Here is a 20,827-nt window from a genome sequence, read left to right on the forward strand (position 1 = left end):
GACTTTCGGGACACCAGACGTCCCGAAAGTGGCTTTCGCGACACCCTTCCCCATCGGGACCGCCGCCCCACCGGCAAGACGCCGTGAAGGCCAGGAAGCTCAGGTGGCGCGATCCGTCAACGCGTCCCGGATCTTGTCGATGAACGCCGTCCCCGGTGCCAGGATCCGGTTCGCCGGCGGCCGGTCCGGGGCGGCGGGATGCGGCCGTGTCGGGGCGATCTCCTTGGCCCGCAACACTTTCTCGCCCAGCTCCCGCAGTTCTTCCGGCGAGCAGGCGGCCTGCAGTTTCGGCAGCAGGTCGCTCTCCTCCTCTTCGATGTGGTGCCGGACGTCTTCGATCAGCTTGCCGACCAGCTGGTCGAACCGCTTGTCCGACGGTTCCAGGCCGATGAGGTCGTTCATCACGCGTTCGGCTTCGGCGTGCTCCTTGATCTCGTGGTCGGCGACCTCGTCGCCGTCGGGGAGGTTCTTCCGCGCGGCCGGGTACATGTGCTGCTCTTCGGCGATCGAATGCCGCACGAGTTCGGCGATCACGTGGTCCGCGAGGTCCTTGCGGTGCTGGTCACCGCCCTTGCCGGATTCGAGTTCCTTGAAGATCCGTTCGAAGGCGCGGTGGTCCTCGGTGATCACCGAGACGAGGTCGTGTTTCGTGGTGGTGGTCATGGACACTCCTGTCCGTGGTCGTCAGTCCGACGCCGCACGGATACCCGTTCTCCGCGGTTCATTCACCCGGATTCGTCGGTCACGTGATGCGGTGCGCCCACCGGTTTGGATTCGGGGGAGCCGCGCTGGCGGAGGTACACGCTGAACACCGCCATCGAGCCGATGGCGAGAAATTCCGACTGCCAGTTCTGCAGGGTGCGGTTCCAGAAGTCCGACGACGCCAGGTAGCCGAACCACGTCTCCGGATCACCGAATTCGGTGAGCTGCTCGGCGTTGTAGGCGCTCATCCCGGCCACGGACTGGGCCAGCCAGGAGAGCAGGAACAGGCCCAGCATCACCAGTCCGAGTGACATCGAGAAGATCCCCGTGCGCCAGCCGCCCGCTCTCGCCCATTTCGGTGAATCGGCCGTCGAATACCGGCCGACCTGTTGTTCCTCGTCCGTTTCCAGGCCGACCCGGCGGGCCGGTTTCGATTCCGGGGAGCCGCGTTGCAGCAGCCATACGGTCGCGAACACGTACAGGAAGAACTGCAGGTATTCCGATTGCCAGTTTTCGGCGACGTCGACGGCGAAGTCCGCGGACGCCAGGTAGTCGAGCAGGCCGATCGGTTCGGCGGCGTGGCTGAGCCGCCGGTCGTTGTAATCGGCGAGCCCCGCGAACGCCTGCCCCACGAGGCTCAGCAGGAACAGCAGGCCGAACGCCAGCGAGAGGGCGTTGTCCCGGAGAAAGCGCCGCATCATCCGCCTCCTTCACCGGTGGAGCAGGCCCAGCAGGACGCAGTAGCCGAGGACGGCCACGACGAAGACGAGGTAGAGGGTGAACACCGGGCGCGCTTTCACGGTCCACCCACCGCGCAGTCGTAGACCTGTTCGTTCCGGTGGCGGCAGCCCGCTCCCGTGATCACCCATCCGGTGGACGATTCGTGCAGGAAGAGGGTGTCGCGGGCGGTCTTCACCTGGGCTTCCTCGCTCCAGATCGAGACCGTTTCGGGCGTTCCACCCGGGACGTCCGCGGCCGCGAGGCCGCGTTCGCAGCTTTCCGGTGCCCAGGACTCCTGTGCCCGGGGCGCCAGCAAAGCGCAAGCCGAGCGGTGATCACCCGACGCGAGCGCGCCGAGGAACCGCGCGGCGGCCTCTTTCACCGGCTCCTGCCCGCTCGCTCCGGTACAGCCGGCGAGCAGAAGACAAACACCGAACGCCAGCGTTTTGACGATCACGGAAACGGGGTACCCGGCCGTGGCGTCGTTCACACCTTGAGTCAGGAAGCGGGGTACTGCCGCTCCCGCAGCAGGTTCGCCAAGTGGACGGCGTTGCGCGCGAGGGTCGCGTTGGTCGACGCGACCGCCTCGGGCGTTTCATCGAGGTCGTTGTAGTCCCCGCCCTTCATCGCCTCACCGTTCCAATAGGTCCCGCCCTGGGCGGGCACGGTGAAACCGACGTCGTTGAGCGCCTGGAACAGGTCGGCGGTGATCTTGTGCGCCCCGTCCTCGTTGCCGACGACGGCGGTGACACCGACCTTGCCGAACATCGCGGGCCTGCCCTCTTCGTCCGTTTCGGACAGTTCGGCGTCGAGTCGTTCCAGCACGCGCTGGGCCACACTGGACATATGGCCGACCCAGGTCGGCGTCGAGATCAGCAGGATGTCGGCGGCGGCGATCTTCCGGCGGAGTTCCGGCCAGGCGTCCCCGTCGCCCATGTCGCCTTCCACGCCGGGTTTGACGTCGTGGTCGACCACACGCACGAGTTCACCGGTCGCGCCGTGTCCGGCCAGTTCGTCGAGCAGCTGCTGGGCGATCAGCGCGCTGCTCGACGGCGCGGGGGACGGTTTGAGCGAGCACACCAGTGCGAGGGCCTTCAACGGCTGGGTCATCCTGTCCTCCTGTTCGGATCGGTACCGAGCCCCGTATGGGTGAAGCCCGCCTCACCGACGGTCGCCGGGTCCAGGAGATTCCTGGCGTCGACGACGACGGCGCGTTCGGCGGCGGCGGCGAGCCGGTCCCAGTCGAGCTCGCGGAACTCGGGCCACTCGGTGAGCACCACCAGCGCGGCCGCGTCCTTCGCGACCAGGTACGGGTCGTCGACGACCTGCACGATGTCCGGTTCGACGGACTCGACGCCGGGGTCGTAGGCGGTCAGCACCGCTCCGCCCCTGGCGAGCTCCCGCGCGACCGCGAGCGCCGGGGAATCGCGCAGATCCCCGGTCCCCGCCTTGAACGCCAGCCCGAGCAGCCCGATACGGATGCCCGAGAGCGAGCCGTCCGAAACCCCGGTGATCGCGAGGCGGATCTTCCGCACGACGGCCGCCCGCTGGCGTGCGTTGGCCTTCATGGCGTCGCGCAGGATGCCGAAGTCGACGCCCGCGTGTTCGGCGGTCCGCAGCAGCGCGGCGGTGTCCTTGGGCAGGCACGAGCCGCCCCAGCCGGGGCCGGGCACGAGGAAGGCGGGGCCGATCCGGGAATCGAGCCCCATGAGCCGCCCGACGTCGCGGATGTCGGCGCCGTAGTGCTCGCAGAGTTCGGCGAGGACGTTCACATAGGACACTTTCAGCGCCAGGAACGCGTTGCTGGCGTACTTCGCCAGCTCGGCGCTGGCCGGACCGGTGAACCACACCGGCGCGTTCGTCTCGCCGTACAACGCGGCCACCCGTTCGGCGGATGCCCGGTTCTCCGGCACCGAGCCGAGGACGATCCGGTCGGGCTGGAGGAAGTCCTCGACGGCGTGCCCCTCGCGGAGGAACTCGGGATTGCTCACCACGGGCAGATCCGGCCGTCCGAGCAGCTCCGTGAGCCTGGTTCCGGTGCCGACCGGCACGGTGGACTTCGTGACGACGACACAGCCGGGCCGCAGCAGGCCGGGCAGCGTGGCCACGACCTCTTCCAGCACCCGGACGTCGGCGGCGCCGTCCTTCCCTTCCGGTGTGGGCAGGCAGAGGAACACGAAGTCCACATCGGACAGCTCGTCCGGCGTGGTGGTGAACCGGAGCCGCCCGCCGCCCAGCCCGTCCCGGACGAGTTCCGTGAGCCCTGGCTCGACGATCGTGACCTCGCCGCTCCGCAGTGCGTCCACTTTGGACTGGTCGTTGTCGACGCAGACCACCTGATGCCCCAGCTGCGTGAAGCACCCGGCGCTCGTGAGGCCGACGTAGCCGGCGCCGATCACGCCCACCCGCTCACCCACGGGAAGCCCCCGTCGCCAGCAGGTCTTCGGCCGCGGCGAGGACGCGTTCCTCGCGCAACAGCAGCAGGCCGGGATCCGGCGCTTCGCCGTGCGGATCGCCGACGTCGCCCACCCAGAGGACCGTATGCTGCCGGGCGTCGGGAGGTGGTCCCCAGAACCGCGGCGGGGTCGGCCCGAACAGCAGGACCGACGGCGTCCCGTACGCGGTCGCGAGATGCCCGACGCCGGTGTCACCACAGATCACCAGCCGCGCTTCGGCCACGGTCGCCGCCAGTTCGGCGAGTCCGGCGTCACCGGCGAGCACCGCCTCGGCGGGCAGCCCTGCCGTTTCGGCGATCTCATGGGCCAGCGGGGCTTCCGCCGCGTTTCCCGTGACGACCACCCGGTGCCGTCCGGACAGCGCCCGCGCCACCCGCGCGTACCGGTCCGGCGGCCAGCGCCGGGCGGCGAACGCGGCACCGGGATGGATCACCACCGCGTCCGCCGCCGGGCTGGGGCCGGGAGGCGGCGGCAGCGCGAGATCGGCGCGGTCGGCCGGGATACGGGCGGCCTCGAGCAGACGGCACCAGCGGTCGACTTCGTGCGTTTCGGCCGGCCAATCCGGGCCGTCGACGCCGGGGAAATCCGGATGCCGGTACGTGATCAGCTCCAGCGGGTCCTGCGCGAGCAGGTCGTGGATGCTCTCCGGGCCGCGGCCGTGCAGGTTGACCGCCAGCCGCGGCGGCTCGCCGGGCCAGGACAGTTCGCCGAGCCGGGCCGTCGGGAGCAACTCGTCGACCGCGTCGATCAGTTCGACGACGTCGCGCAGGTTCTCGGGCGCGGCGAGCACCAGCCGTTCGTCGCCGAAAGCGCGGCGCAGGGCCCGCAGCGCCGGAACCGCGGTGAGCAGATCCCCCAGGCCGAGGGCGCGCAGCACGAGGATGCCACCGGTCACGGCCAGGACCCTTCTTCCGAAGCGCACACCACGAGTTCGCGGACCTCGCAGCCGGGCGGCTGGGAAAGGGCGAACACCACCGAAGCCGCGACGTGCTCGGGCTGGTTGAGTTTCGCGTCCGGCGGCGGTTTGTACTGTTCGGCCCGGTCGTCGAAGAACGCCGTGTGCATGCCGCCGGGGACGAGCAGTGTCACCCCGACCCGGCCCGCCAGCTCCATGGCGAGTGCCCTGGTGAAGCCGACGACACCGAATTTCGAGGCACAGTAGGCGCTCGCGTCTCCGGCCACCCGCAGTCCCAGCGTCGACGCGCAGGTCACCACGGTGCCGTGGCTCAGCCGCAGATGGGGCAGCGCCGCGCGGACGACCGCGGCCGTACCGAGCAGATTGACCCGGACCACGCGTTCCCAGTCCTCTGTGGGCACTTCGTCGAGCGCGCCGCACGCGTCCGTCCCCGCCGCGGTGAAGACGCCGTCGATCCCGCCGGCCCGTTCGGCGAGCGCGTTCACGGCGCTCGCGGCCGCGGCGGAATCGGCAAGGTCGGCCTGGACGAAGGCGACGTCGGCCGCCGGTTCGACGCGGTCGATGACGAGGGGTGTACCACCCGCTTCACGGACGGCTTCGACGGTCGCGGCACCGAGTCCGGAGGCGCCGCCGGTGATCAGGACGTTGCCGAGAGGGCGCATCATGCTCCTTCCGCCGCGGCCACCAGCCGGGAGGTGGAATAGCCGCGGATGGTCGGGATCAGGACGATCTCGCCGCCATGCCTGCGCACGACGGCGCTTTCGGGGAGCTCCGTGTCCGCGTAGTCGCCGCCCTTGACCCAGACGTCCGGGCGGAGGCGGTCCAGCAAGGCGGCGGGATCGGGCTCGTCGAACACCACGACGGCGTCGACCGAGGCGAGTTCGGTGAGCAGCCTGGCGCGGTCCCTGGCGGTCACGATCGGCCGCCCCGGTCCTTTCAGGCCACGCACGGAGGCGTCGGAATTGAGGCAGACGACGAGGGCGTCGCCCAAGGCGCGCGCCTGCCGGAGCAGACTGGCGTGACCGGGGTGCAGCAGGTCGAAACAGCCTCCGGTGGCGACGAGCCTGCCGCCTTGGGCGCGGACCCGGGCGGCGACGTCGAACGCCGAAGCGCCGTGGTGCGCGGTCTCCGGTCGCGGTTCGTTGTCCACAGTGGACAAAGTGGCGGCGCCACCGGTGGCGACGAAGCGCGCGGCCGTCTCGACCCCGGTGGCCACCGCGTCGGCGGTAGACGCCCCGTCCAGCAGCGCGGCGGTGACCGCGGACGCGAAGCGGTCACCCGCGCCGCACGTGTCCTTGGCGACGACGCCGGACGGCGGCCGGAACGTCGTGCACGAGCCGCCCTCGGTCAGCACAGCGCCACGGGAACCCGTGGTGACGCAGACCGCGTCGGCCTTCCAGAGCGAGTGCACCTGCTTCGCCAGGTCCTCGGCGTCGGCGCGGGACTCGGTGAACTGCTCGGCTTCGGCGAGATTCGGGGTGGCGAGCCGGATTCCCGCCACGGGTTCCGCTCCGCGGGGATGCGGATCCCAGACGATCGGGATCTTGCCCGCCAGTTCCGCGAGCAGCTTGCGGACCTCCGGATGGCCGGTGACGCCGCGGCCGTAGTCGGCGACGAGGATCGCGCCCGCCGAGCGCAGCGCTTCACGGACGCCCGCGGTGAGAGGCGAGTACTCCGCCCTGCCGTCACCGCTGTCGAGACGGACCAGCGACTGCCCGGCGGCGCGGACGCGGGTCTTGGTGACGGTGGTGCCGCACAACGGCATCGGCACCACGCGGACCTCGCGCTCCAGCAGCCCGGTCAGGGTCCGGCCCGCCTGATCGCCGCCCAGCGGGGCGACGAGGACGACCTCGGCCGTGGACCGCGCCGCGAGCGACGCGGCCAGCCCGGCGCCGCCCGGCCGCCGCCATTCGCGGGCGAGATCGACCACGGGGACGGGCGCGTCCGGGCAGAGCCGGTCCGACGTGCCGTCGACGTCGACGTCCAGCAGGGCGTCGCCCACCACGACCAGCGGCCTCACGTGGGCACCCCGAGCGCGTGGTCGAACGCGGTGCACAGGGCGTGCACCAGCGCGAGATGGACCTCCTGCACGGTGGCCATCGACGGCGCCTCCACCGGGATCGCGTCGGCGCACAGCGCGGCCAGCGGATTGGGGGAGGGGCCGGTGATCGCCCAGGTGGTGACGCCGAGTTCGTGGGCGGCCTTCGCGGCCGCGACGACGTTCTGGCTCCCACCGCTGGTCGAAAGGCAGACGAGGATGTCGCCGGGACGGCCGTGCGCGCGCACCTGCCTGGCGAACACCTCGTGCTCGCCGTAGTCGTTGACGATGGCCGTCACGGCGGAGGTGTCCGCGTGCAGGGCGATCGCCGAAAACGGCTGCCGGTCGTTGCGGAACCGGCCGACCAGTTCGCCGGTGAGGTGCTGCGCCTCGGCGGCGCTCCCGCCGTTGCCGCACGCGAGCAGCCGTCCGCCGGACGACAGCACGGTGGCCAGATGCCCACCCCAGTCACGGATCTTCGGCGACCAGGAAGCGGACTTCCCGGCGGCCTCGCTCAATGCTGCGAAGTGTTCTTCGATCACGACACACCTCCAAGGTCAGGGACGGCGGACCACGAAAGGTCCGAGGGCGAGCAGGTCGATGGGGGCCGAACCGAAGCACTCCAGCGCGTCCCGCGGGGAATCGACCATCGGCCTGCCCGCGGTGTTGAGGCTGGTGTTGACCACGGCGGGCAGTCCGGTACGCCGTTCGAACGCGCCGAGCATTCTCGCCACGAGCGGTTCGTCGGCGGCGTCGACGGTCTGCACGCGAGCGGTGCCGTCGACGTGCGTGACGGCGGGGATGCGATCCCGCCACTCCTGCGCGACGTCGTGCACGAAAAGCATGTAGGGGCTGGGAAGCGGGCCGCGGGAGAAGAGGTCGCCCGCGCGTTCGGCGAGCACCATCGGCGCGACCGGGCGGAACTGTTCGCGGCCCTTCACGTCGTTGAGCCGTTCCAGATTGGCCTCGTGGCCCGGATGCGCGAGCAGCGATCGGTGGCCGAGCGCGCGCGGGCCGAACTCGGACTTGCCCTGGAACCAGGCCACGATCCGGTCTTCGGCCAGCGCTTCGGCGACGGCTTCGGCGACGTCGTCCGGGCGTTCGTAGCGCACGTTCGCGGTCTTGAGCGCGTTCTCCAGCTGATCGTCCGTGAAGCCGCGGCCCAGGTCCGCGCCGGTCATCGGGCCGCCGCGTTCGCCGAAGTCGGCCGCGAGTTGCAGCGCCGCGCCGAGCGCGGTGCCGGCGTCACCGGCGGCGGGCTGCACCCAGATCCGGTCGAACGGACCCTCGGCGTGGAGCCGGGTGTTGGCGACGCAGTTGAGCGCGATCCCGCCCGCCATCGCGAGGTCGGTATGCCCGGTGTGCTCGTGGACCTTGGTCGCGAGTTCGAGGAGCACGTCCTCCAGGCAGCGCTGGACGCTCGCGGTCAGGTCGGCGTGGACCTGACCGGGTTCCTGCCCCGGCTCGACGGCGGGCGCGAAGGAGGCCCAGTCGATGTCGTCGGTACGGAACCCGAGCCCGTTGGTGTGCACGCCTTCCGCGATCCGGTCAAGGAACCTGGGCTTCCCGTAGGAGGCCAGCGCCATCACCTTGTACTCGTCGCTGGACCGGGCGAATCCGAGGTGCTCGGTCAGGTCCTCGTACATCAGGCCGAGCGAATGGGGGAGCCGTTGCTCGGCGAGCTCCTCGAACTTGCCGTCGCGGTACTCGCCCGCGAGATAGGACGTGCTCTCGCCGCGGCCGTCGGCCACCAGTACCGCGCAGTCCTCGAACGGCGCGGCGAGCGCGGCCGAGGCGGCGTGCGCGACATGGTGCCGGACGAACCGGACGGTCGCGGGATCCAGTCCCGGCAAGGCCGCCTTGAGGAACGCGGGAGCCCGGCGGGCGAAGTCGGTGCGGAGACATTCGTCCTTCCCGTCATGCCCCGCGAGACCCGGCTCGACGAGCGCCGGATCGTACGAATAGCCGACGGCGTCGAGATCCCGCGCGGAGATTCCGGCCTCCGCCAGGCACCACGCGGCGGCTTCGGCAGGTTGCTCCCAAGCGGAGAACGGCACCGGCCGCTTGCCGTGTTTGCGACGGCTGAACCGCTCTTCCTCCGCCGCGGCCACGATCTCGCCGTCGACCACGAGGGCCGCGGCCGGGTCGTGGAAAACGGCGTTGATACCGAGTATGCGCACCGGGCCACCTCTCCGGTCGGGGATGCGGGCCGTGACCCGCGCTTACTCCCGTAGCGCTACCCGGTGCAGTCGGTGATAAACGACGCGGCGCAAAAGCCCAGGACGTCGCTACTGAGCGAAGCGTCTCTCGGGGGATTCGCGGGGCTGGGCCCCGATCCGTCATTCGCGTGATCAGAGCCGTAACTCGCGTGATCAGAGCCGATCCGGCTTCAAGCACGCGTGTTCCGGCTCCGATCACGCGAGTTACGGGTTCAGGCTCCGGCGGCCGGGTAGGGGCCGGACCGTGGCCGCGCGAACCAGGCGACGGTGCGCGGAAGCCCTTCCGTCATCGGGATTTCCGGCTCCCAGCCGAGTTCCCGGCGGGCGCGGGAGATGTCCGGGCACCGGCGGGCCGGATCGTCGACCGCCGCGTCGACATGCTCGATCCGCGACGCGCTGCCGGTGACGGCCAGGATCTCTTCCGCTATGCGCAGTACGGTCAGTTCGTGCGGATTGCCCAGATTCACCGGGCCGGGCACGTCGGATTCCGCCAGCGCGATCAGCCCGCGGACCGTGTCGTCGACGTAGCACAGGGAACGGGTCTGGTCACCGCTGCCGGTCACGGTGAGCGGTTCGCCCGCCAGCGCCTGTCCGATGAACGTCGGGATCATGCGGCCGTCGTCGGGGCGCATCCGCGGGCCGTAGGTGTTGAAGATCCGGGCGATGCCGGTGTTCACGTCCCGCTCCCGGCGCATGGCCGAAGTGAGCGCCTCGGCGTACCGCTTGGCCTCGTCGTAGACGCTGCGCGGTCCGATCGGGTTCACGTGCCCCCAGTATTCCTCGCGCTGCGGGTGCTCCTTCGGATCGCCGTAGACCTCGCTCGTCGAGGCGAGGACGAATCGCGCGCCGTCGCGTTCGGCGATGTCCAGCGCCCGCTCGGTGCCGTGCGAGCCCGCGCGCAGCGTCTCGAGCGGAAGGCGGAAATAGTCACGGGGCGACGCGGCGGACGCCAGATGGAAGACGGCGTCGAACGGGCCCGGCGCGCTCATCGGCCCGGTGACGTCACGGGAGAGGAGCCGGAACCCCGGCCGGTCGAGGAGATGCGCCACGTTGGCCGTGACGGCCGTGGCGAAATTGTCGGCCGCGACGACCTCGGTGCCCGCGTCCAGCAAGCGTTCGCACAGATGCGAACCGACGAAACCCGCGCCCCCGGTCACCAGCACTCTGTTCATGGCGACCGGCTACCCGCGGTGAGGGCCGGAAAAACCGTGTGAATCCGGAGATGCCGGGTAAGCCTCGGGTATGCGTGCATTGGTGATCGGCTGGGCGAGCTTCCGGCACGGCGAGGCGACGGCAGGGGACGTTCTCAGTATGCGCAGGGTCGACCAAGCGCTGTCGACCATGGGGCTCCCGCACGACCTGGCGTGGAGCCCCGTGTACCGGCCGGGCGACGTGAACTACGAAGAGGTGGATCCGGCCCGTTACAGCCACGTGGTGTTCGTCTGCGGGCCCGCGCACGGCAGGCAGGTGCGCGAAGTGCATCGCAGGTTCGCCCACTGCCATCGGATCGCCGTCGGGGTCTCGGTGATCGATCCGGAGGACGACACGGTCACGGGTTTCGATGAGGTCTTCGCGCGGGACCGGGGCGGCGTCGGCGCACCGGATCTCTCCCTCGGCGTGCCGACCGACACGGTACTGGTGACGGGGGTGATCCTGGCGCCGGAACAACGGGAGTACGGCGACTCCGGCCGCCATGAGGCGGTGCACGCCTCGGTGAAGGACTGGATCGCCGGGGTGGACTGCGCCCGGCTCCCGCTCGATACGAGGCTCGCGGCGTCGGATTGGGAACGCTGTGAGACACCGGACCAGTTCACGTCGATCCTGTCGCATCTGGACGTCGTGGTCACGACGCGGCTGCACGGGCTGGTACTGAGTCTTCAGGCGGGAGTGCCCGCGCTGGCCATCGATCCGGTCGAGGGCGGCGGCAAGGTGACCGCCCAGGCCGACGCGCTCGGCTGGCCCGCCCTCGTCCCGGCCGAGGAGGCCGGCAATCGGGGCGTGCTCGACTCGTGGTGGCGCTGGTGTTCCTCGGTGCAGGGCCGGGCGGTGGCCGCGCTGCGCGCGCTGCCCGGTGACGACGGGCTCGTGCGGGACATGGTGAAGGCGCTCAAGACCCGGCCGGTGCGATGAGCGCGGCCGCGACGACGGTGGTGATCGCCACCCGCGATCGGGCACCGGAACTGGAACGGACCTTGCGACGGCTGACGGCGCTGCGGCCGCCACCGCCGATCGTGGTGGTGGACAACGCCTCGTCCGACGGCACGGCGGCGATGGCCGCCGCGTACCCGGGAGTGCGCGTTGTCCGGTTGCCGCGCAATATCGGCGTGTCCGCGCGGAATCTCGGGGTCGCGGTGGCGCGGACGCCTTATGTCGCCTTCAGTGACGACGACTCCTGGTGGGCCGAGGACGCCCTCTCCGAGGCCGAGCGCATCCTCGACGCTCACGACGACGTCGGCCTCGTCGCCGCGAAAACCCTGGTAGGGGAGGAAGAACGGGAGGACCCGGTCGTCTCGTTGATGGCCGCCAGCCCCCTCGGCAGGCCCGACGGGCTGCCCGGGCCGGCGGTGCTCGGGTTCCTCGCGTGTTCCGCGGTCGTCCGACGGGCCGCCTACCTGCAGGCCGCGGGTTTCCACCCCCTGCTGCATTTCGGTGCCGAGGAGCGGCTCCTGTCCTACGACCTGGCGGCGCGCGGCTGGTGGCTCTGCTACGCGGAGGACGTGCGGGCGCACCACCACCCGTCGCCGGTGCGGCCGTCGCCGTCATGGCGTGAGCGCGCCGAGCTCCGCAACCGGATGCTGATCACGGTGATGAGACGACCCGTCCGCCGATGCCTTGCCGAAGGATTCCGCGCGCTGGCCAGGGTTCCCCGGGAACCGCACGTGCTCGGCGCCCTCGCCGGGGTGCTCCGGCGGCTGCCCCGCGCGCTCGCCGACCGGCAACGGCTGCCCGCTTCGGTGGAGCGCCGCGTCCGCGTTCTGGAACACGCCCATGGAGGATGAAGTGACGGACCGGATCACGGTCGTGGTGATCACGCACAACCGGCGCGAGCAGCTGCTGGGAACCCTCGGCTCGATGATCGCGCTGCCCGACGCGGCGCCGATCGTGGTGGTGGACAACGCTTCCGTCGACGGCACGGCGGACGCCGTCGAGGAACGGTTCCCGACGATCCGGGTGATCCGCTCGCCGCGGAACCTCGGCGCCGTCGCGCGCAATCTCGCCGTCCGTGAGGTGGAGACGCCGTATGTCGCCTTCTGCGACGACGACACCCGGTGGCAGCCGGGGTCCCTGCGGCGCGCTGTCGAGCAACTCGACGCCTACCCCGGACTCGGTGTGGTGACCGGGCGATGCCTGGTGGAGCCGTCGCTGACCGAGGACCCGATCACCCCGGAACTGCGACACTCCCCGGTCCCCGGCCCGGACTGGTTGCCCGGCCCGGCGCTGCTGGGTGTCATGGCGGGCTTGTCGGCCGTCCGGGTCCGGGCCTTCCACGACGTCGGCGGCTTCTCCGACCGGATGTGGCTCGGGGGAGAGGAAGAGCTGTTCGCGCTCGACCTCGCGGCCAAGGGCTGGTGGATGTGCTGGGACGAGGAGATGGTGATCCACCACGCCCCGTCGGCCGTCCGCGATCCGCGGCGGCGACGGCAGCTCGGTATCCGGAACACACTGTGGACGCTGTGGCTGCGGCGTCCGCTCGGCAGCGTCGCGCGCCGGATGGTCGCGGTGCTGCGCTCGGCGCCCTTCGACCGGGCCACGTTCGCGGCGGTGGCGGAAGCGGTGCGGGGGATCCCGTGGGTGCTGCGGGAGCGCGCGGTGGTTCCGGCGGGGGTGGAGCGCGGGCTGGTGCTGCTGGAGGAGTCACAGCGGAACTCGGTCGCGCGGCGGTATGTGGGGTGAGCCCGTTCTCTTGTGCGGGCAGGGGTTGCGAAAGCCACTTTCGCAACCTTCAACGTTGCGAAAGTGGCTTTCGCAACGTCGGCGGGGGTAGGGAAGGCCGGGGCATGTCGCGAAAGTGGCTTTCGCGACGTCTGATGTCCCGAAAGTGGCTTTCGCGACAGGGGTGTGGGACCTCAGCTTCGAGGGAACGCGCGAACCACTCAGCGCACTGCAAATACCCAGCTGAGTGACCCAGTGTGACGGGTGTGTGGAAAGAGAGACGTTCAATGTCTCTATTTCCACACACCTCTCGGTCGGCGTTGCGCGAGACCCACCTACGACAGGCTCAAGAAGGCGAAGCGGCAGTCGCCACTTCCGTCTCCTCGCGCAAAACGCGCCCATAAGCGCGCAAGGTGTCCGCCGCCACCCGGTCCCACGAGTACCGCGCCCGCACCCGGTCGGCCCCGGCGATCCCGAACGACTCGCGCGCCGAGATGTCACTGAGGAGCCGCCGCAGCGCTCCCGCCAAGTCCTTCGGGCTGCGAGGCGGGACCAGCAGACCCGTGACGCCGTCGACGACGGTGTCGGTCAGCCCGCCGACGGCGGTCGCCACCACCGGGACGCCGCACGCCATCGCCTCCAGCGGCACGATGCCGAACGGTTCGTACCAAGGCGTGCAGACCACCGCGTCGGCGGAGCGCAGGAGCGCGGGCATGTTCTCGCGGGACACCAGTCCCGGTAGCCGCACGCCCTCGGCGACGCCGGCCCGATCGGCGATCGCCTGGAGCCGCCGCACTTCCGGAGCGTCGGCGAGCGGACCGGAGTCCGGGCCGCCCGCGATGATCAGTTCCGTGTCCGGGAGCGAGGGCAGCGCGGCGATGGCGAGGTCGAAACCCTTGCGCGGCACCAGCCTGCCGACGCTGACGATCCGCTGGCGAGCCGTGCGGGGAGCACATTCACCGTCCGGGGTGAACGCGGTCAAGTCCACGCCACAAGGGACGACGGAGGCGCGTGAGCGCGGCAGGCCCATCCGCACGAGTTCGAAGACCTCGTCCGAACAGGTCGCGATCACCCGGTCGGCCTGTTTGGCGATCATCCGTTCGAGCCGGATCCGTTCGGGCGGGCTCGTGTCCTTTTTGCCCTGATAGCGGCGTTTCACCACGCCCAGCGCGTGAAAGGTCTGGGTCACCGGGATGCCGAGATCCTTCGCCGCGAGAATCGATGCCAGGCCGGACATCCAGAAGTGCGCGTGGACGACGTCCGGCCGGTCCTTCGCCCAGCGGGAGCGCAGCACCCGGCCGAACTCTCCCATATGCGGCAGCAGTTCGTCCTTCGGCAGTTTCCTCGCCGGGCCCGCCGGCACATGGACGACGCGGTAGCCGTCCGGCGTCTCGACCGTCGCGGCGACGCGCCGGTTCTCGCGGCGCGTGTAGACGGTGACGTCGTGCCCCTGCCTGCTCAGCGCGGCGGACAGCTCGGCGACGTGGACGTTCTGGCCCCCGGCGTCGGCTCCGCCGAGCGCGGCGAGCGGGCTGGCGTGTTCGGAAACCATCGCGATCCTCATCGGGCTCCTTCCCGCCGCGGTCGGCGTGGTCAAGCGGTCACCTTGGTCAGCAGGGCGTCCCAGCGTTCGAGGAACGCGTCGAGCCCGTAGTGGCTCAACGCGAACTCGCGCGCTGATTTCCCCGCCAGTACGGCGAAATCGGGTTCATGGATCAATTCGCGGTAGGCCCTCGCCAGCACCTCGATATCCGTCGAGACGGCGCCCGCGTCGGGCGGGACCGCGAGTACGGCTTCGGTGGTCGCCAGTGCGACGACCGGCATGCCGAGGTGCATCGCTTCGAGCAACGAGAGCCCCAGGGACGTCCACCGCGCGGTGTGCAGGTAGACGCGGCGCCGGGCGACCTCGGCGTGCAGTTCCCGGCTGCGCAGGTCCCCGCCCGTGCGCAGCGCGGGGTGACGGCCTTCGAGATCTTCGCTGCCGATGCCGTACACGTCGACCGGCGCGATCTCCGCGAAAGCGGGTAGCAGATCGGTTCCGGTGATCCGTCCGCGCCTCGCCGGCTCGTTGATCAGGGCGGCGCCGTGGGGGAGTTCCCCGGTGTAGCGCTCACCCGGATCGGGGATCCCGTGCGGGACGACCACGGTGGGCGCGAGTCCGGAATCCCACATCAGTTCGTTGAAGTGGGTCACGTGGACGAGCGGGATGTCGTCCCGGTCGGCCAGTGGGTGCCGGGTGGTGGCCGCGTGTTCCCGGGGCGTGTTGTGCTCGACATAGACGGCGGGCACCTCCTTGCCGGGGCGTCGGCGCAGCCACCGCGCCGCCAGCTGGAGCTCCTCGGGGCGCTGGAGAACGACGACGTCGACGTCGAGATCTTTCAGCTCGTCGACCGGGATCTCCTCGGCGGAGGGCCAGTCACGGCCGCTGAGACCGCGTCCCCAAGGCCCGCCCTCGGCGAGCAGCGGCAGGTGGTAGTGATGGCCGCCCTGCACGAAGGATTCGGTCCAGGACCCGTGGACATGCCACAGGAGGATCCTGAGCGGGGCCTTTTTCGTCATACCCGCCAAGTTGCCCGTTGTGGACGGACTAAACGTTCTCCCTTGCCTTACTTTGCTTCCGCTGGGAAACACGAGTGGCGGCGATGCCGATCACGAGTGCCGCGAGCGAGGTCAGCCCGTGGAGGGTGTTGTCGGCCCAGCTGAAGTTGACGGCGTCACCGGACGTGTCGGTCCCCGCCGAGAGCACCCCGAACGCGGTCAAACCCGCGAAGGCCACGAAAGCCAGCCAGCAGTAGGCCGGGATCGCGGACGGCTTGAACACCGCGACCAGGCCGAGCACACCGAGCACGGTGCGGATGACGTCGAGCATCCCGGTCGCGCTGAAGATCCACAGCGTGTTCGCGCCGGCCTGGTTCGCCTCGGGGAGGAAGAAGAAGCCGAGCACTCCCAGGAGCAGATGCACCAGCGCGATGACCAGCACCGCCGGTCGCAGAAGAAAACCTGTCGCACGCAGATTCATCGGAAACGCCTCCGTATCGCCAGAAGCCCCTCGGATACCCCATGGAGACGCCAGGGAAACTCCCCCGGCCGGGGCGAGCCGGGGGAGTTCCGCGCACCGGCTCAGCCGGATTGCGGGTCGGTGTCGTCGTGGGGATCACCGGACGACGTGCCCTGCTCCCCGCGGACCTCCTCGCGTTCTTCCTCGTCCTGTTTCTCGCCGTGGTCGGCCTTCTTCTCCATCCGCGTCTCCTTCGCTCATTTCCCTGCGGCTACCCCGTTCCGGGCGTGTCCAACCCTCGGATCGCAGGCCATTGTGGACGTTTGGCACCGCACGGCCGGGGTAGCCGGGAGCAACATCGGCGAACCGGAGGGGACATGACCGCGATCTCCAACGCAGCAGCGATTCCACTTGCCCCGGCGCGGCCACGGCTGCTGCGACCGCCGGGGGTGTACCGCCCGCAACACGACACCTGGATGCTGGCGAGCGCGCTGAGCACGTCGGGAATGCCCGCCGGGGCAAGGGTTCTCGACCTCTGCACCGGGACCGGCGCCCTCGCGCTGACGGCCGCGGCGCACGGCGCGGGATCCGTGACCGCGGTCGACATCTCCCGGCGGGCGCTGGTCGCGGTCTGGGTCAATTCGCGGCTGCGCCGGCTTCCGGTTCGGCCGCTTCGGGGCGGCCTGGCCGAAGCGGCGCGCGGCGGGCCGTTCGACGTCGTGCTGGCGAACCCGCCGTACGTGCCGTCCCCGGTGCCCGCGGCCGGGGCCGCGCGGGCGTGGGACGCCGGGCCGGACGGCCGGTTCGTACTCGACCAGGTGTGCGCCGGGGCGTCGTCCCTGGTGGCGCCGGGCGGTTACCTGATGATGGTCCACTCCGCGGTCGCGGGCCCCGACAAGTCGCTGGAGCAGCTGCGGGCGGCGGGAATGACGCCTTCGGTGGTCGCCACCCGGTCGATCCCGTTCGGACCCGTCATGCGGGCGCGGGCGGCCTTCCTCGAAGCGGCCGGCCTGATCGGCGCCGAGCAGCGGCACGAGGAACTGGTGGTGATCCGTGCCGACCGGCCGTGAGACCAGGGTCCGGATCGAACCCGGCGGGCCCCTCCTGGTGGAGGGGCCGGTCGAGATCGTCACCGAAGACGGCGAGACGGTGACGTCGGATCGCTTCGTGGTCGCCCTCTGCGCCTGCCGCCGCAGCAAGCGCTACCCGTTCTGCGACACCAGTCACCGCCGCCGTTCACGCCAAGGGGTGCAGCGGCCTCAGGAGTGAGCTCTCCCCGGCTGACCACGCGCCGAGCAGGTGCTGGGTCAGCCGGGTCTCCAGCAGGTCGGTGGCCTGGATACCGAGCGCGATGTCCGCCGCCAGCTCCGGTTCCCGGTCGAGCAGGTCGCCGACGACGTCGTGCCGAAGCACCTGCTCGTGCACCGCGTCGGCCTCGATGTGCTCGGTGTAGAAGTACCGGCATTCGGCGGGCCCGCCGAGGCGTTCCAGCGCCTGGTCCATCCGCTTGGCGGCGGGCGCGGTGGTGATCTCGGCGGCGGCGAAGTGCCCGACGAGCGCGCCGCGCAGGCTCCGGTGCAGGCCGAACAGCGACATCATGTTCACCGTCGCGAGCATCTGCGCGGGGACGTGATCGAGGTAGGCGAGGTAGCCGGACGACAGGCCCGCCGCGGTCAGCAGGTCCGCGAACAGACGGGAATGCGCCTGCTCGGCGCGCCCGCCGCCGAACTCGTCGAACTCCACGGCCACCAGCGCCGCCTTGGCCCTGCCCCGCAGCCGGGGGATCACCCAGGCGTGGGGGTCGGCCTCTTTGAGGTGGTAGATCGACCGATGCGCGAAGTACTCCTCGACGTGCCACCACTCACCCTCGTCCCGCAGGAAATGCGAAACGCCGCCGCCGTCGACCGGTTCGACGAGCAACTCGTCCAGCAGCCCGCCGACGTCGTCCCCGCCGGGCACGGCGGCGCGGATCCCGTCCAGGAACGCGTGCTCCAGAACGGTACGGAAGCCCAGCATCCTGGAGTCCCACTCCCATTCGGAGTCGACGCCGTCGAAGCCCTGGTAGTGCAGCTCGTAGCAGACGTGCAGCGCCAAGTGCAGGTCTTCACCGAACGGATCGGCGTCGGTCGCCGCCTCGAGGTCGAAGTCGTCACGGCGTCCGCCTGCCAGGGTGTCCACCACGGCGGCCGAGAGCGGGCCGCGGATCTCGGGCAGCCTCGCGGCCACCTCACGGTCGATCGTCGTCATGCCCGGGGGGTACCCGATCTAGGCGTGCGGAACCGTCTCTTCGGTGAGCATCCGCAGCACCGCGATCTCTCCGTCGGCGGCGGCCCGGCGCTGCCGTTCGGCACCGGTGCCCTCCCGTTCCAGCTGTCCGAGCAGGGTGCGGACGAGATCCGCGTCGCCGGTGTCCTCCAGCGCCTGCCCGGTATGCGCCAGCAGCGAGGCGACCCGGTCGCCCACGGGGACCGGCTTTCCCGCCGCCGGATCGACGGCCGGTCCGGACAGGCGGTGCCGCGCGGCCGACCAGACCGCGGCGGCGGCGATCTGCGGATCCAGCGGCGCCGCCTCCACACCGCGGTCCAAATCGGTGAGGGCGGTGCGCACCAGCGCGCGGGTCAGCAAGCCCTGCAGGACGGCTTCGTCCACGGTGGACGCGGTGTCGGCGGCGCGGACCTCGACCGTCGGCCACCGCGCGGAAGGCCTCGCGAGCCAGAAGGTCTGGCGCTCGTCCACGAGGACGCCGCAGTCCACCAGCCGTCCGACCTGCTCCTCGTAGGCGGCGGCGTCGGCGAAGTACGGCGCGACGCCGGAACCGGGGAACCGGCTCTGCTCGACCATCCGCCAGCTCTCGTACCCGGTGTCGCGGCCGCCCTCGAAGGGCGAGTTGCCCGACAGCGCCAGCAACGTGGGCAGCCATTCACCCAGATGGTTGACGACGGCGACCGCGGTCTCCCGGTCGGCCACGCCGACGTGCACGTGGCATCCGCAGGCCTCGTACGCCTTGACGACGCCCGCGTACAGCGCGTCGACCTTGCCGAACCGGTCGTCGGCGCCGTAGTCGCGCTCGGGCGAGGGACGCGGGGGAGTGCCGGAGGCGAGGATGGCGCAATCCTCGCCCGCGGCCGCTTCGGCGAGCGTGCGGCGCCCGGCGGTCAGGTGTTCGTACAGCTCGTCGGCGGTTTCGCAGACGCCGGTGGCGGCCTCGATCTGCGTCGGCCGCAGTTCGCGGTGGACCGCGGCGCCGTCCGGCAGCGGACAGCAGATCCGGTGCCGTTCGAGCACCACCTCCGCCCTGGGGCAGCTCACCCCGGTCCTGGGATCGACCAGCAGGAACTCCTCTTCGATACCGATGCCGGTCATCACCGCTCCCGTTTCTTCGGCAGCGCGCGGACGGCCGGCCCCTGGATCACCGACCCGTCCAGACCGAACCGCGAACCGTGGCAAGGACAGTCCCAGGTCTTCTCCGCGTTGTTGAACGCGACGAGGCAACCCAGATGGGTGCAGTGGGCGCCGACCGCGTGCAGCTCGCCGCCCGGATCGCGGTAGGCGGCGACGAGTTCGCCGCCGTCACGGGTCACCTTCGCCTCGCCGGGCAGGATTTCGTCCACGGATGCGGGTTTGCGCAGCGCGCTGAGATGGTCGCCGACCAGGAACTTCGCCACGGTGGCGTTGTTCTCCACGGACGAGATCGCGGACCGGAGGTCGAAGCGGTTCGGGTCGTACAGACCCACGGACGGGTTGTCGCGTCCGGTGAGGAGATCCGCGAGCAGCAACCCGGCCGCGGTGCCGCCGGTCATCCCCCACTGGCCGAAGCCGGTGGCGACCCAGAGATGGCGGCTCGCCGGGTGATAACGCCCGACGTACGGCACGGAGTCCAAAGTGGACAGATCGTGGGCGGACCACCGGTGGGTGACCCGGTGCACGGCCGCGTGCTCGCTCGCCCAGCTCGCCAGCCGTTCGTAGCGGCTCTCGACGTCGACGGAGTCGCCGACACGGTAATGCTCGCCGCCGACGACCGCGTACGGGACGCCGTCCTTGAGATAACTTCGCACGGAGTGGTGGGTGTCGGCGTCGAGGTACATCCCCTCCGGCGGCCGGTTGCCCTCGACCGGCCCGGCGACCACCAGATCGCGGACCGGGTCGAGCCGGGTGAAGAACAGGCCGCGGTCGAACACGGGGTAGTGGGTCGTCACCACGACCTCGCCCGCCCGGACGTCGCCGGAACTGGTGCGCACGGTGGTCCCGCCGAGTTCGTCGACGCCTTCCGCCCGCACACCTTCGACGATCGTCCCGCCCGCGCGCTCGATCTCGTCGGCAAGCGCGAGCAGCCAGCGACGCGGGTGGAAATGCGCCTGCGACGCGAACTTCACCGCGCCGAGGGCGGGCACGTCGAGATCGACCTCGGTGACGTAGGACGCCGGGAGACCGGCCTCGGCGGCCGCCTCCGCCTCACGTTCGAGGCTTTCGACGGTTCCGGGGTGGGTCGTGTAGACGAAACTGTCGGCGCGGGTGAACCCGCAGTCGATGCCGAGTTCGGCCGTGGCCGCGGCGATCCAGTCCAACGCGGCCGCCTGCGTGTACGCGTACATCGCGGCGGCTTCGGAGCCCTTGGTCTTGGCCAGCGTGGCGTACTTGAGCCCGTGCTGGGCGCTGATCTTCGCCGTGGTGTGGCCGGAAACCCCCGCCGCGAGGCGGCCGGCCTCCAGTACCAGTACCGAACGCCCGGCCCGCGCCAGCCGGTACGCCGTCGTGAGCCCGGCGATACCGCCGCCGAGCACGGCGACGTCGACCTCCGGCGGCAGCGGTGTCCCGGTGCGGTCGGGAGCGGGAGCGGTGTCGAGCCACAGTGAACGCGTTCCGGGCAACTCCGTCATGATGGCCGGATTCCCGGGCGGCGACGGG

At 70.8% G+C, this 20,827-nt stretch carries 22 protein-coding genes; 5 read left to right on the forward strand and 17 right to left on the reverse strand.

Annotation, left to right across the window (positions count from 1 at the left end):
• Positions 1-99 precede the first annotated feature (99 nt).
• From ACFVM3_RS24620 to ACFVM3_RS24670, 11 genes are all read right to left on the reverse strand, one after another.
• The gene (locus ACFVM3_RS24620; protein ID WP_378442084.1) at positions 100-663 is read right to left on the reverse strand and encodes a hemerythrin domain-containing protein; all 564 of its coding nucleotides are present in this window, start codon (positions 661-663) and stop codon (positions 100-102) included.
• 62 nt (positions 664-725) lie between these two features.
• Entirely contained in the window at positions 726-1,403 is a 678-nt protein-coding gene (locus ACFVM3_RS24625; protein WP_378442086.1) for a DUF6766 family protein, read from the reverse strand.
• Positions 1,404-1,498: 95 nt separating this feature from the next.
• Complete coding sequence (locus ACFVM3_RS24630) at positions 1,499-1,912, reverse strand: hypothetical protein (RefSeq protein ID WP_378442088.1); 414 nt, start codon at positions 1,910-1,912, stop codon at positions 1,499-1,501.
• 8 nt (positions 1,913-1,920) lie between these two features.
• Positions 1,921-2,532 (reverse strand): flavodoxin family protein, encoded by a 612-nt coding sequence (locus ACFVM3_RS24635; RefSeq protein ID WP_378442089.1) that lies wholly within the window; start codon positions 2,530-2,532, stop codon positions 1,921-1,923.
• Positions 2,529-3,827: a UDP-glucose dehydrogenase family protein gene (locus ACFVM3_RS24640; RefSeq protein WP_378442184.1), complete on the reverse strand. Its 1,299-nt coding sequence runs from the start codon at positions 3,825-3,827 to the stop codon at positions 2,529-2,531. The genes ACFVM3_RS24635 and ACFVM3_RS24640 overlap by 4 nt, the downstream gene beginning before the upstream one ends.
• A 4-nt stretch (positions 3,828-3,831) precedes the next feature.
• Positions 3,832-4,773: a glycosyltransferase family 9 protein gene (locus ACFVM3_RS24645; protein ID WP_378442091.1), complete on the reverse strand. Its 942-nt coding sequence runs from the start codon at positions 4,771-4,773 to the stop codon at positions 3,832-3,834.
• Complete coding sequence (locus ACFVM3_RS24650) at positions 4,770-5,456, reverse strand: SDR family oxidoreductase (protein ID WP_378442185.1); 687 nt, start codon at positions 5,454-5,456, stop codon at positions 4,770-4,772. Before ACFVM3_RS24650 ends, ACFVM3_RS24645 begins: the two co-directional genes overlap by 4 nt.
• Positions 5,456-6,814: a PfkB family carbohydrate kinase gene (locus ACFVM3_RS24655; protein WP_378442093.1), complete on the reverse strand. Its 1,359-nt coding sequence runs from the start codon at positions 6,812-6,814 to the stop codon at positions 5,456-5,458. The genes ACFVM3_RS24650 and ACFVM3_RS24655 overlap by 1 nt, the downstream gene beginning before the upstream one ends.
• Positions 6,811-7,374, reverse strand: coding sequence for an SIS domain-containing protein (locus tag ACFVM3_RS24660; protein ID WP_378442094.1), 564 nt, complete (start codon positions 7,372-7,374; stop codon positions 6,811-6,813). Before ACFVM3_RS24660 ends, ACFVM3_RS24655 begins: the two co-directional genes overlap by 4 nt.
• A gap of 15 nt (positions 7,375-7,389) precedes the next feature.
• Positions 7,390-9,012: a carbamoyltransferase gene (locus tag ACFVM3_RS24665; RefSeq protein WP_378442096.1), complete on the reverse strand. Its 1,623-nt coding sequence runs from the start codon at positions 9,010-9,012 to the stop codon at positions 7,390-7,392.
• Between the two features lie 251 nt (positions 9,013-9,263).
• Positions 9,264-10,223, reverse strand: coding sequence for an NAD-dependent epimerase/dehydratase family protein (locus ACFVM3_RS24670; protein ID WP_378442098.1), 960 nt, complete (start codon positions 10,221-10,223; stop codon positions 9,264-9,266).
• 70 nt (positions 10,224-10,293) lie between these two features.
• Here ACFVM3_RS24670 and ACFVM3_RS24675 point away from each other — a divergent pair, with 70 nt between their 5' ends.
• Genes ACFVM3_RS24675 through ACFVM3_RS24685 form a run of 3 tightly spaced genes read left to right on the forward strand, consistent with a single transcriptional unit; the run spans position 10,294 to position 12,945 of the window.
• A complete protein-coding gene (locus ACFVM3_RS24675; RefSeq protein WP_378442099.1) occupies positions 10,294-11,181 on the forward strand; it encodes a polysaccharide pyruvyl transferase family protein in 888 nt (295 codons plus the stop codon).
• Positions 11,178-12,050, forward strand: a complete 873-nt coding sequence (locus tag ACFVM3_RS24680) for a glycosyltransferase family 2 protein (protein ID WP_378442101.1) — start codon at positions 11,178-11,180, stop codon at positions 12,048-12,050. The genes ACFVM3_RS24675 and ACFVM3_RS24680 overlap by 4 nt, the downstream gene beginning before the upstream one ends.
• Entirely contained in the window at positions 12,040-12,945 is a 906-nt protein-coding gene (locus tag ACFVM3_RS24685) for a glycosyltransferase family 2 protein (RefSeq protein WP_378442103.1), read from the forward strand. Before ACFVM3_RS24680 ends, ACFVM3_RS24685 begins: the two co-directional genes overlap by 11 nt.
• A 325-nt stretch (positions 12,946-13,270) precedes the next feature.
• Here the strand turns inward: ACFVM3_RS24685 and ACFVM3_RS24690 are convergent, their stop codons facing one another.
• Genes ACFVM3_RS24690 through ACFVM3_RS24700 form a run of 3 tightly spaced genes read right to left on the reverse strand, consistent with a single transcriptional unit; the run spans position 13,271 to position 15,943 of the window.
• Positions 13,271-14,488 (reverse strand): glycosyltransferase, encoded by a 1,218-nt coding sequence (locus tag ACFVM3_RS24690; protein WP_378442105.1) that lies wholly within the window; start codon positions 14,486-14,488, stop codon positions 13,271-13,273.
• Positions 14,489-14,517: 29 nt separating this feature from the next.
• Positions 14,518-15,483, reverse strand: coding sequence for a glycosyltransferase (locus ACFVM3_RS24695; RefSeq protein WP_378442107.1), 966 nt, complete (start codon positions 15,481-15,483; stop codon positions 14,518-14,520).
• 28 nt (positions 15,484-15,511) lie between these two features.
• Positions 15,512-15,943 (reverse strand): DUF4383 domain-containing protein, encoded by a 432-nt coding sequence (locus ACFVM3_RS24700; protein ID WP_378442108.1) that lies wholly within the window; start codon positions 15,941-15,943, stop codon positions 15,512-15,514.
• A gap of 356 nt (positions 15,944-16,299) precedes the next feature.
• Between ACFVM3_RS24700 and ACFVM3_RS24705 the strand changes: the two genes are divergently transcribed.
• Complete coding sequence (locus ACFVM3_RS24705; RefSeq protein WP_378442110.1) at positions 16,300-16,992, forward strand: methyltransferase; 693 nt, start codon at positions 16,300-16,302, stop codon at positions 16,990-16,992.
• A complete protein-coding gene (locus ACFVM3_RS24710; protein WP_034322975.1) occupies positions 16,976-17,191 on the forward strand; it encodes a CDGSH iron-sulfur domain-containing protein in 216 nt (71 codons plus the stop codon). The genes ACFVM3_RS24705 and ACFVM3_RS24710 overlap by 17 nt, the downstream gene beginning before the upstream one ends.
• Here ACFVM3_RS24710 and ACFVM3_RS24715 read toward each other — a convergent pair.
• The 3 genes from ACFVM3_RS24715 to ACFVM3_RS24725 are packed head-to-tail and all read right to left on the reverse strand — an operon-like array spanning position 17,159 to position 20,799.
• Entirely contained in the window at positions 17,159-18,169 is a 1,011-nt protein-coding gene (locus ACFVM3_RS24715) for an iron-containing redox enzyme family protein (protein ID WP_378442112.1), read from the reverse strand. The two genes, ACFVM3_RS24710 and ACFVM3_RS24715, sit on opposite strands and share 33 nt — an antisense overlap.
• An 18-nt stretch (positions 18,170-18,187) precedes the next feature.
• A complete protein-coding gene (locus ACFVM3_RS24720) occupies positions 18,188-19,285 on the reverse strand; it encodes a glutamate--cysteine ligase (RefSeq protein WP_378442114.1) in 1,098 nt (365 codons plus the stop codon).
• The gene (locus ACFVM3_RS24725) at positions 19,285-20,799 is read right to left on the reverse strand and encodes an FAD-dependent oxidoreductase (RefSeq protein WP_378442116.1); all 1,515 of its coding nucleotides are present in this window, start codon (positions 20,797-20,799) and stop codon (positions 19,285-19,287) included. Before ACFVM3_RS24725 ends, ACFVM3_RS24720 begins: the two co-directional genes overlap by 1 nt.
• Positions 20,800-20,827: the final 28 nt, after the last annotated feature.

Origin of the sequence: Amycolatopsis sp. NPDC057786, assembly GCF_042797905.1 — a bacterium.
Taxonomy (GTDB): Bacteria; Actinomycetota; Actinomycetes; order Mycobacteriales; family Pseudonocardiaceae; genus Amycolatopsis.

Excerpts from the sequence above, each read along its gene's own strand:
- ACFVM3_RS24690 (WP_378442105.1), bottom strand. The coding sequence starts at position 14,488 with ATGAGGATCGCGATGGTTTCCGAACACGCCAGCCCGCTCGCCGCGCTC.
- ACFVM3_RS24685 (WP_378442103.1), top strand. The coding sequence starts at position 12,040 with ATGGAGGATGAAGTGACGGACCGGATCACGGTCGTGGTGATCACGCAC.
- ACFVM3_RS24650 (WP_378442185.1), bottom strand. The coding sequence starts at position 5,456 with ATGCGCCCTCTCGGCAACGTCCTGATCACCGGCGGCGCCTCCGGACTC.
- ACFVM3_RS24725 (WP_378442116.1), bottom strand. The coding sequence starts at position 20,799 with ATGACGGAGTTGCCCGGAACGCGTTCACTGTGGCTCGACACCGCTCCC.
- ACFVM3_RS24705 (WP_378442110.1), top strand. The coding sequence starts at position 16,300 with ATGACCGCGATCTCCAACGCAGCAGCGATTCCACTTGCCCCGGCGCGG.
- ACFVM3_RS24720 (WP_378442114.1), bottom strand. The coding sequence starts at position 19,285 with ATGACCGGCATCGGTATCGAAGAGGAGTTCCTGCTGGTCGATCCCAGG.
- ACFVM3_RS24715 (WP_378442112.1), bottom strand. The coding sequence starts at position 18,169 with ATGACGACGATCGACCGTGAGGTGGCCGCGAGGCTGCCCGAGATCCGC.
- ACFVM3_RS24620 (WP_378442084.1), bottom strand. The coding sequence starts at position 663 with ATGACCACCACCACGAAACACGACCTCGTCTCGGTGATCACCGAGGAC.
- ACFVM3_RS24625 (WP_378442086.1), bottom strand. The coding sequence starts at position 1,403 with ATGATGCGGCGCTTTCTCCGGGACAACGCCCTCTCGCTGGCGTTCGGC.
- ACFVM3_RS24695 (WP_378442107.1), bottom strand. The coding sequence starts at position 15,483 with ATGACGAAAAAGGCCCCGCTCAGGATCCTCCTGTGGCATGTCCACGGG.
- ACFVM3_RS24675 (WP_378442099.1), top strand. The coding sequence starts at position 10,294 with ATGCGTGCATTGGTGATCGGCTGGGCGAGCTTCCGGCACGGCGAGGCG.
- ACFVM3_RS24680 (WP_378442101.1), top strand. The coding sequence starts at position 11,178 with ATGAGCGCGGCCGCGACGACGGTGGTGATCGCCACCCGCGATCGGGCA.
- ACFVM3_RS24700 (WP_378442108.1), bottom strand. The coding sequence starts at position 15,943 with ATGAATCTGCGTGCGACAGGTTTTCTTCTGCGACCGGCGGTGCTGGTC.
- ACFVM3_RS24670 (WP_378442098.1), bottom strand. The coding sequence starts at position 10,223 with ATGAACAGAGTGCTGGTGACCGGGGGCGCGGGTTTCGTCGGTTCGCAT.
- ACFVM3_RS24635 (WP_378442089.1), bottom strand. The coding sequence starts at position 2,532 with ATGACCCAGCCGTTGAAGGCCCTCGCACTGGTGTGCTCGCTCAAACCG.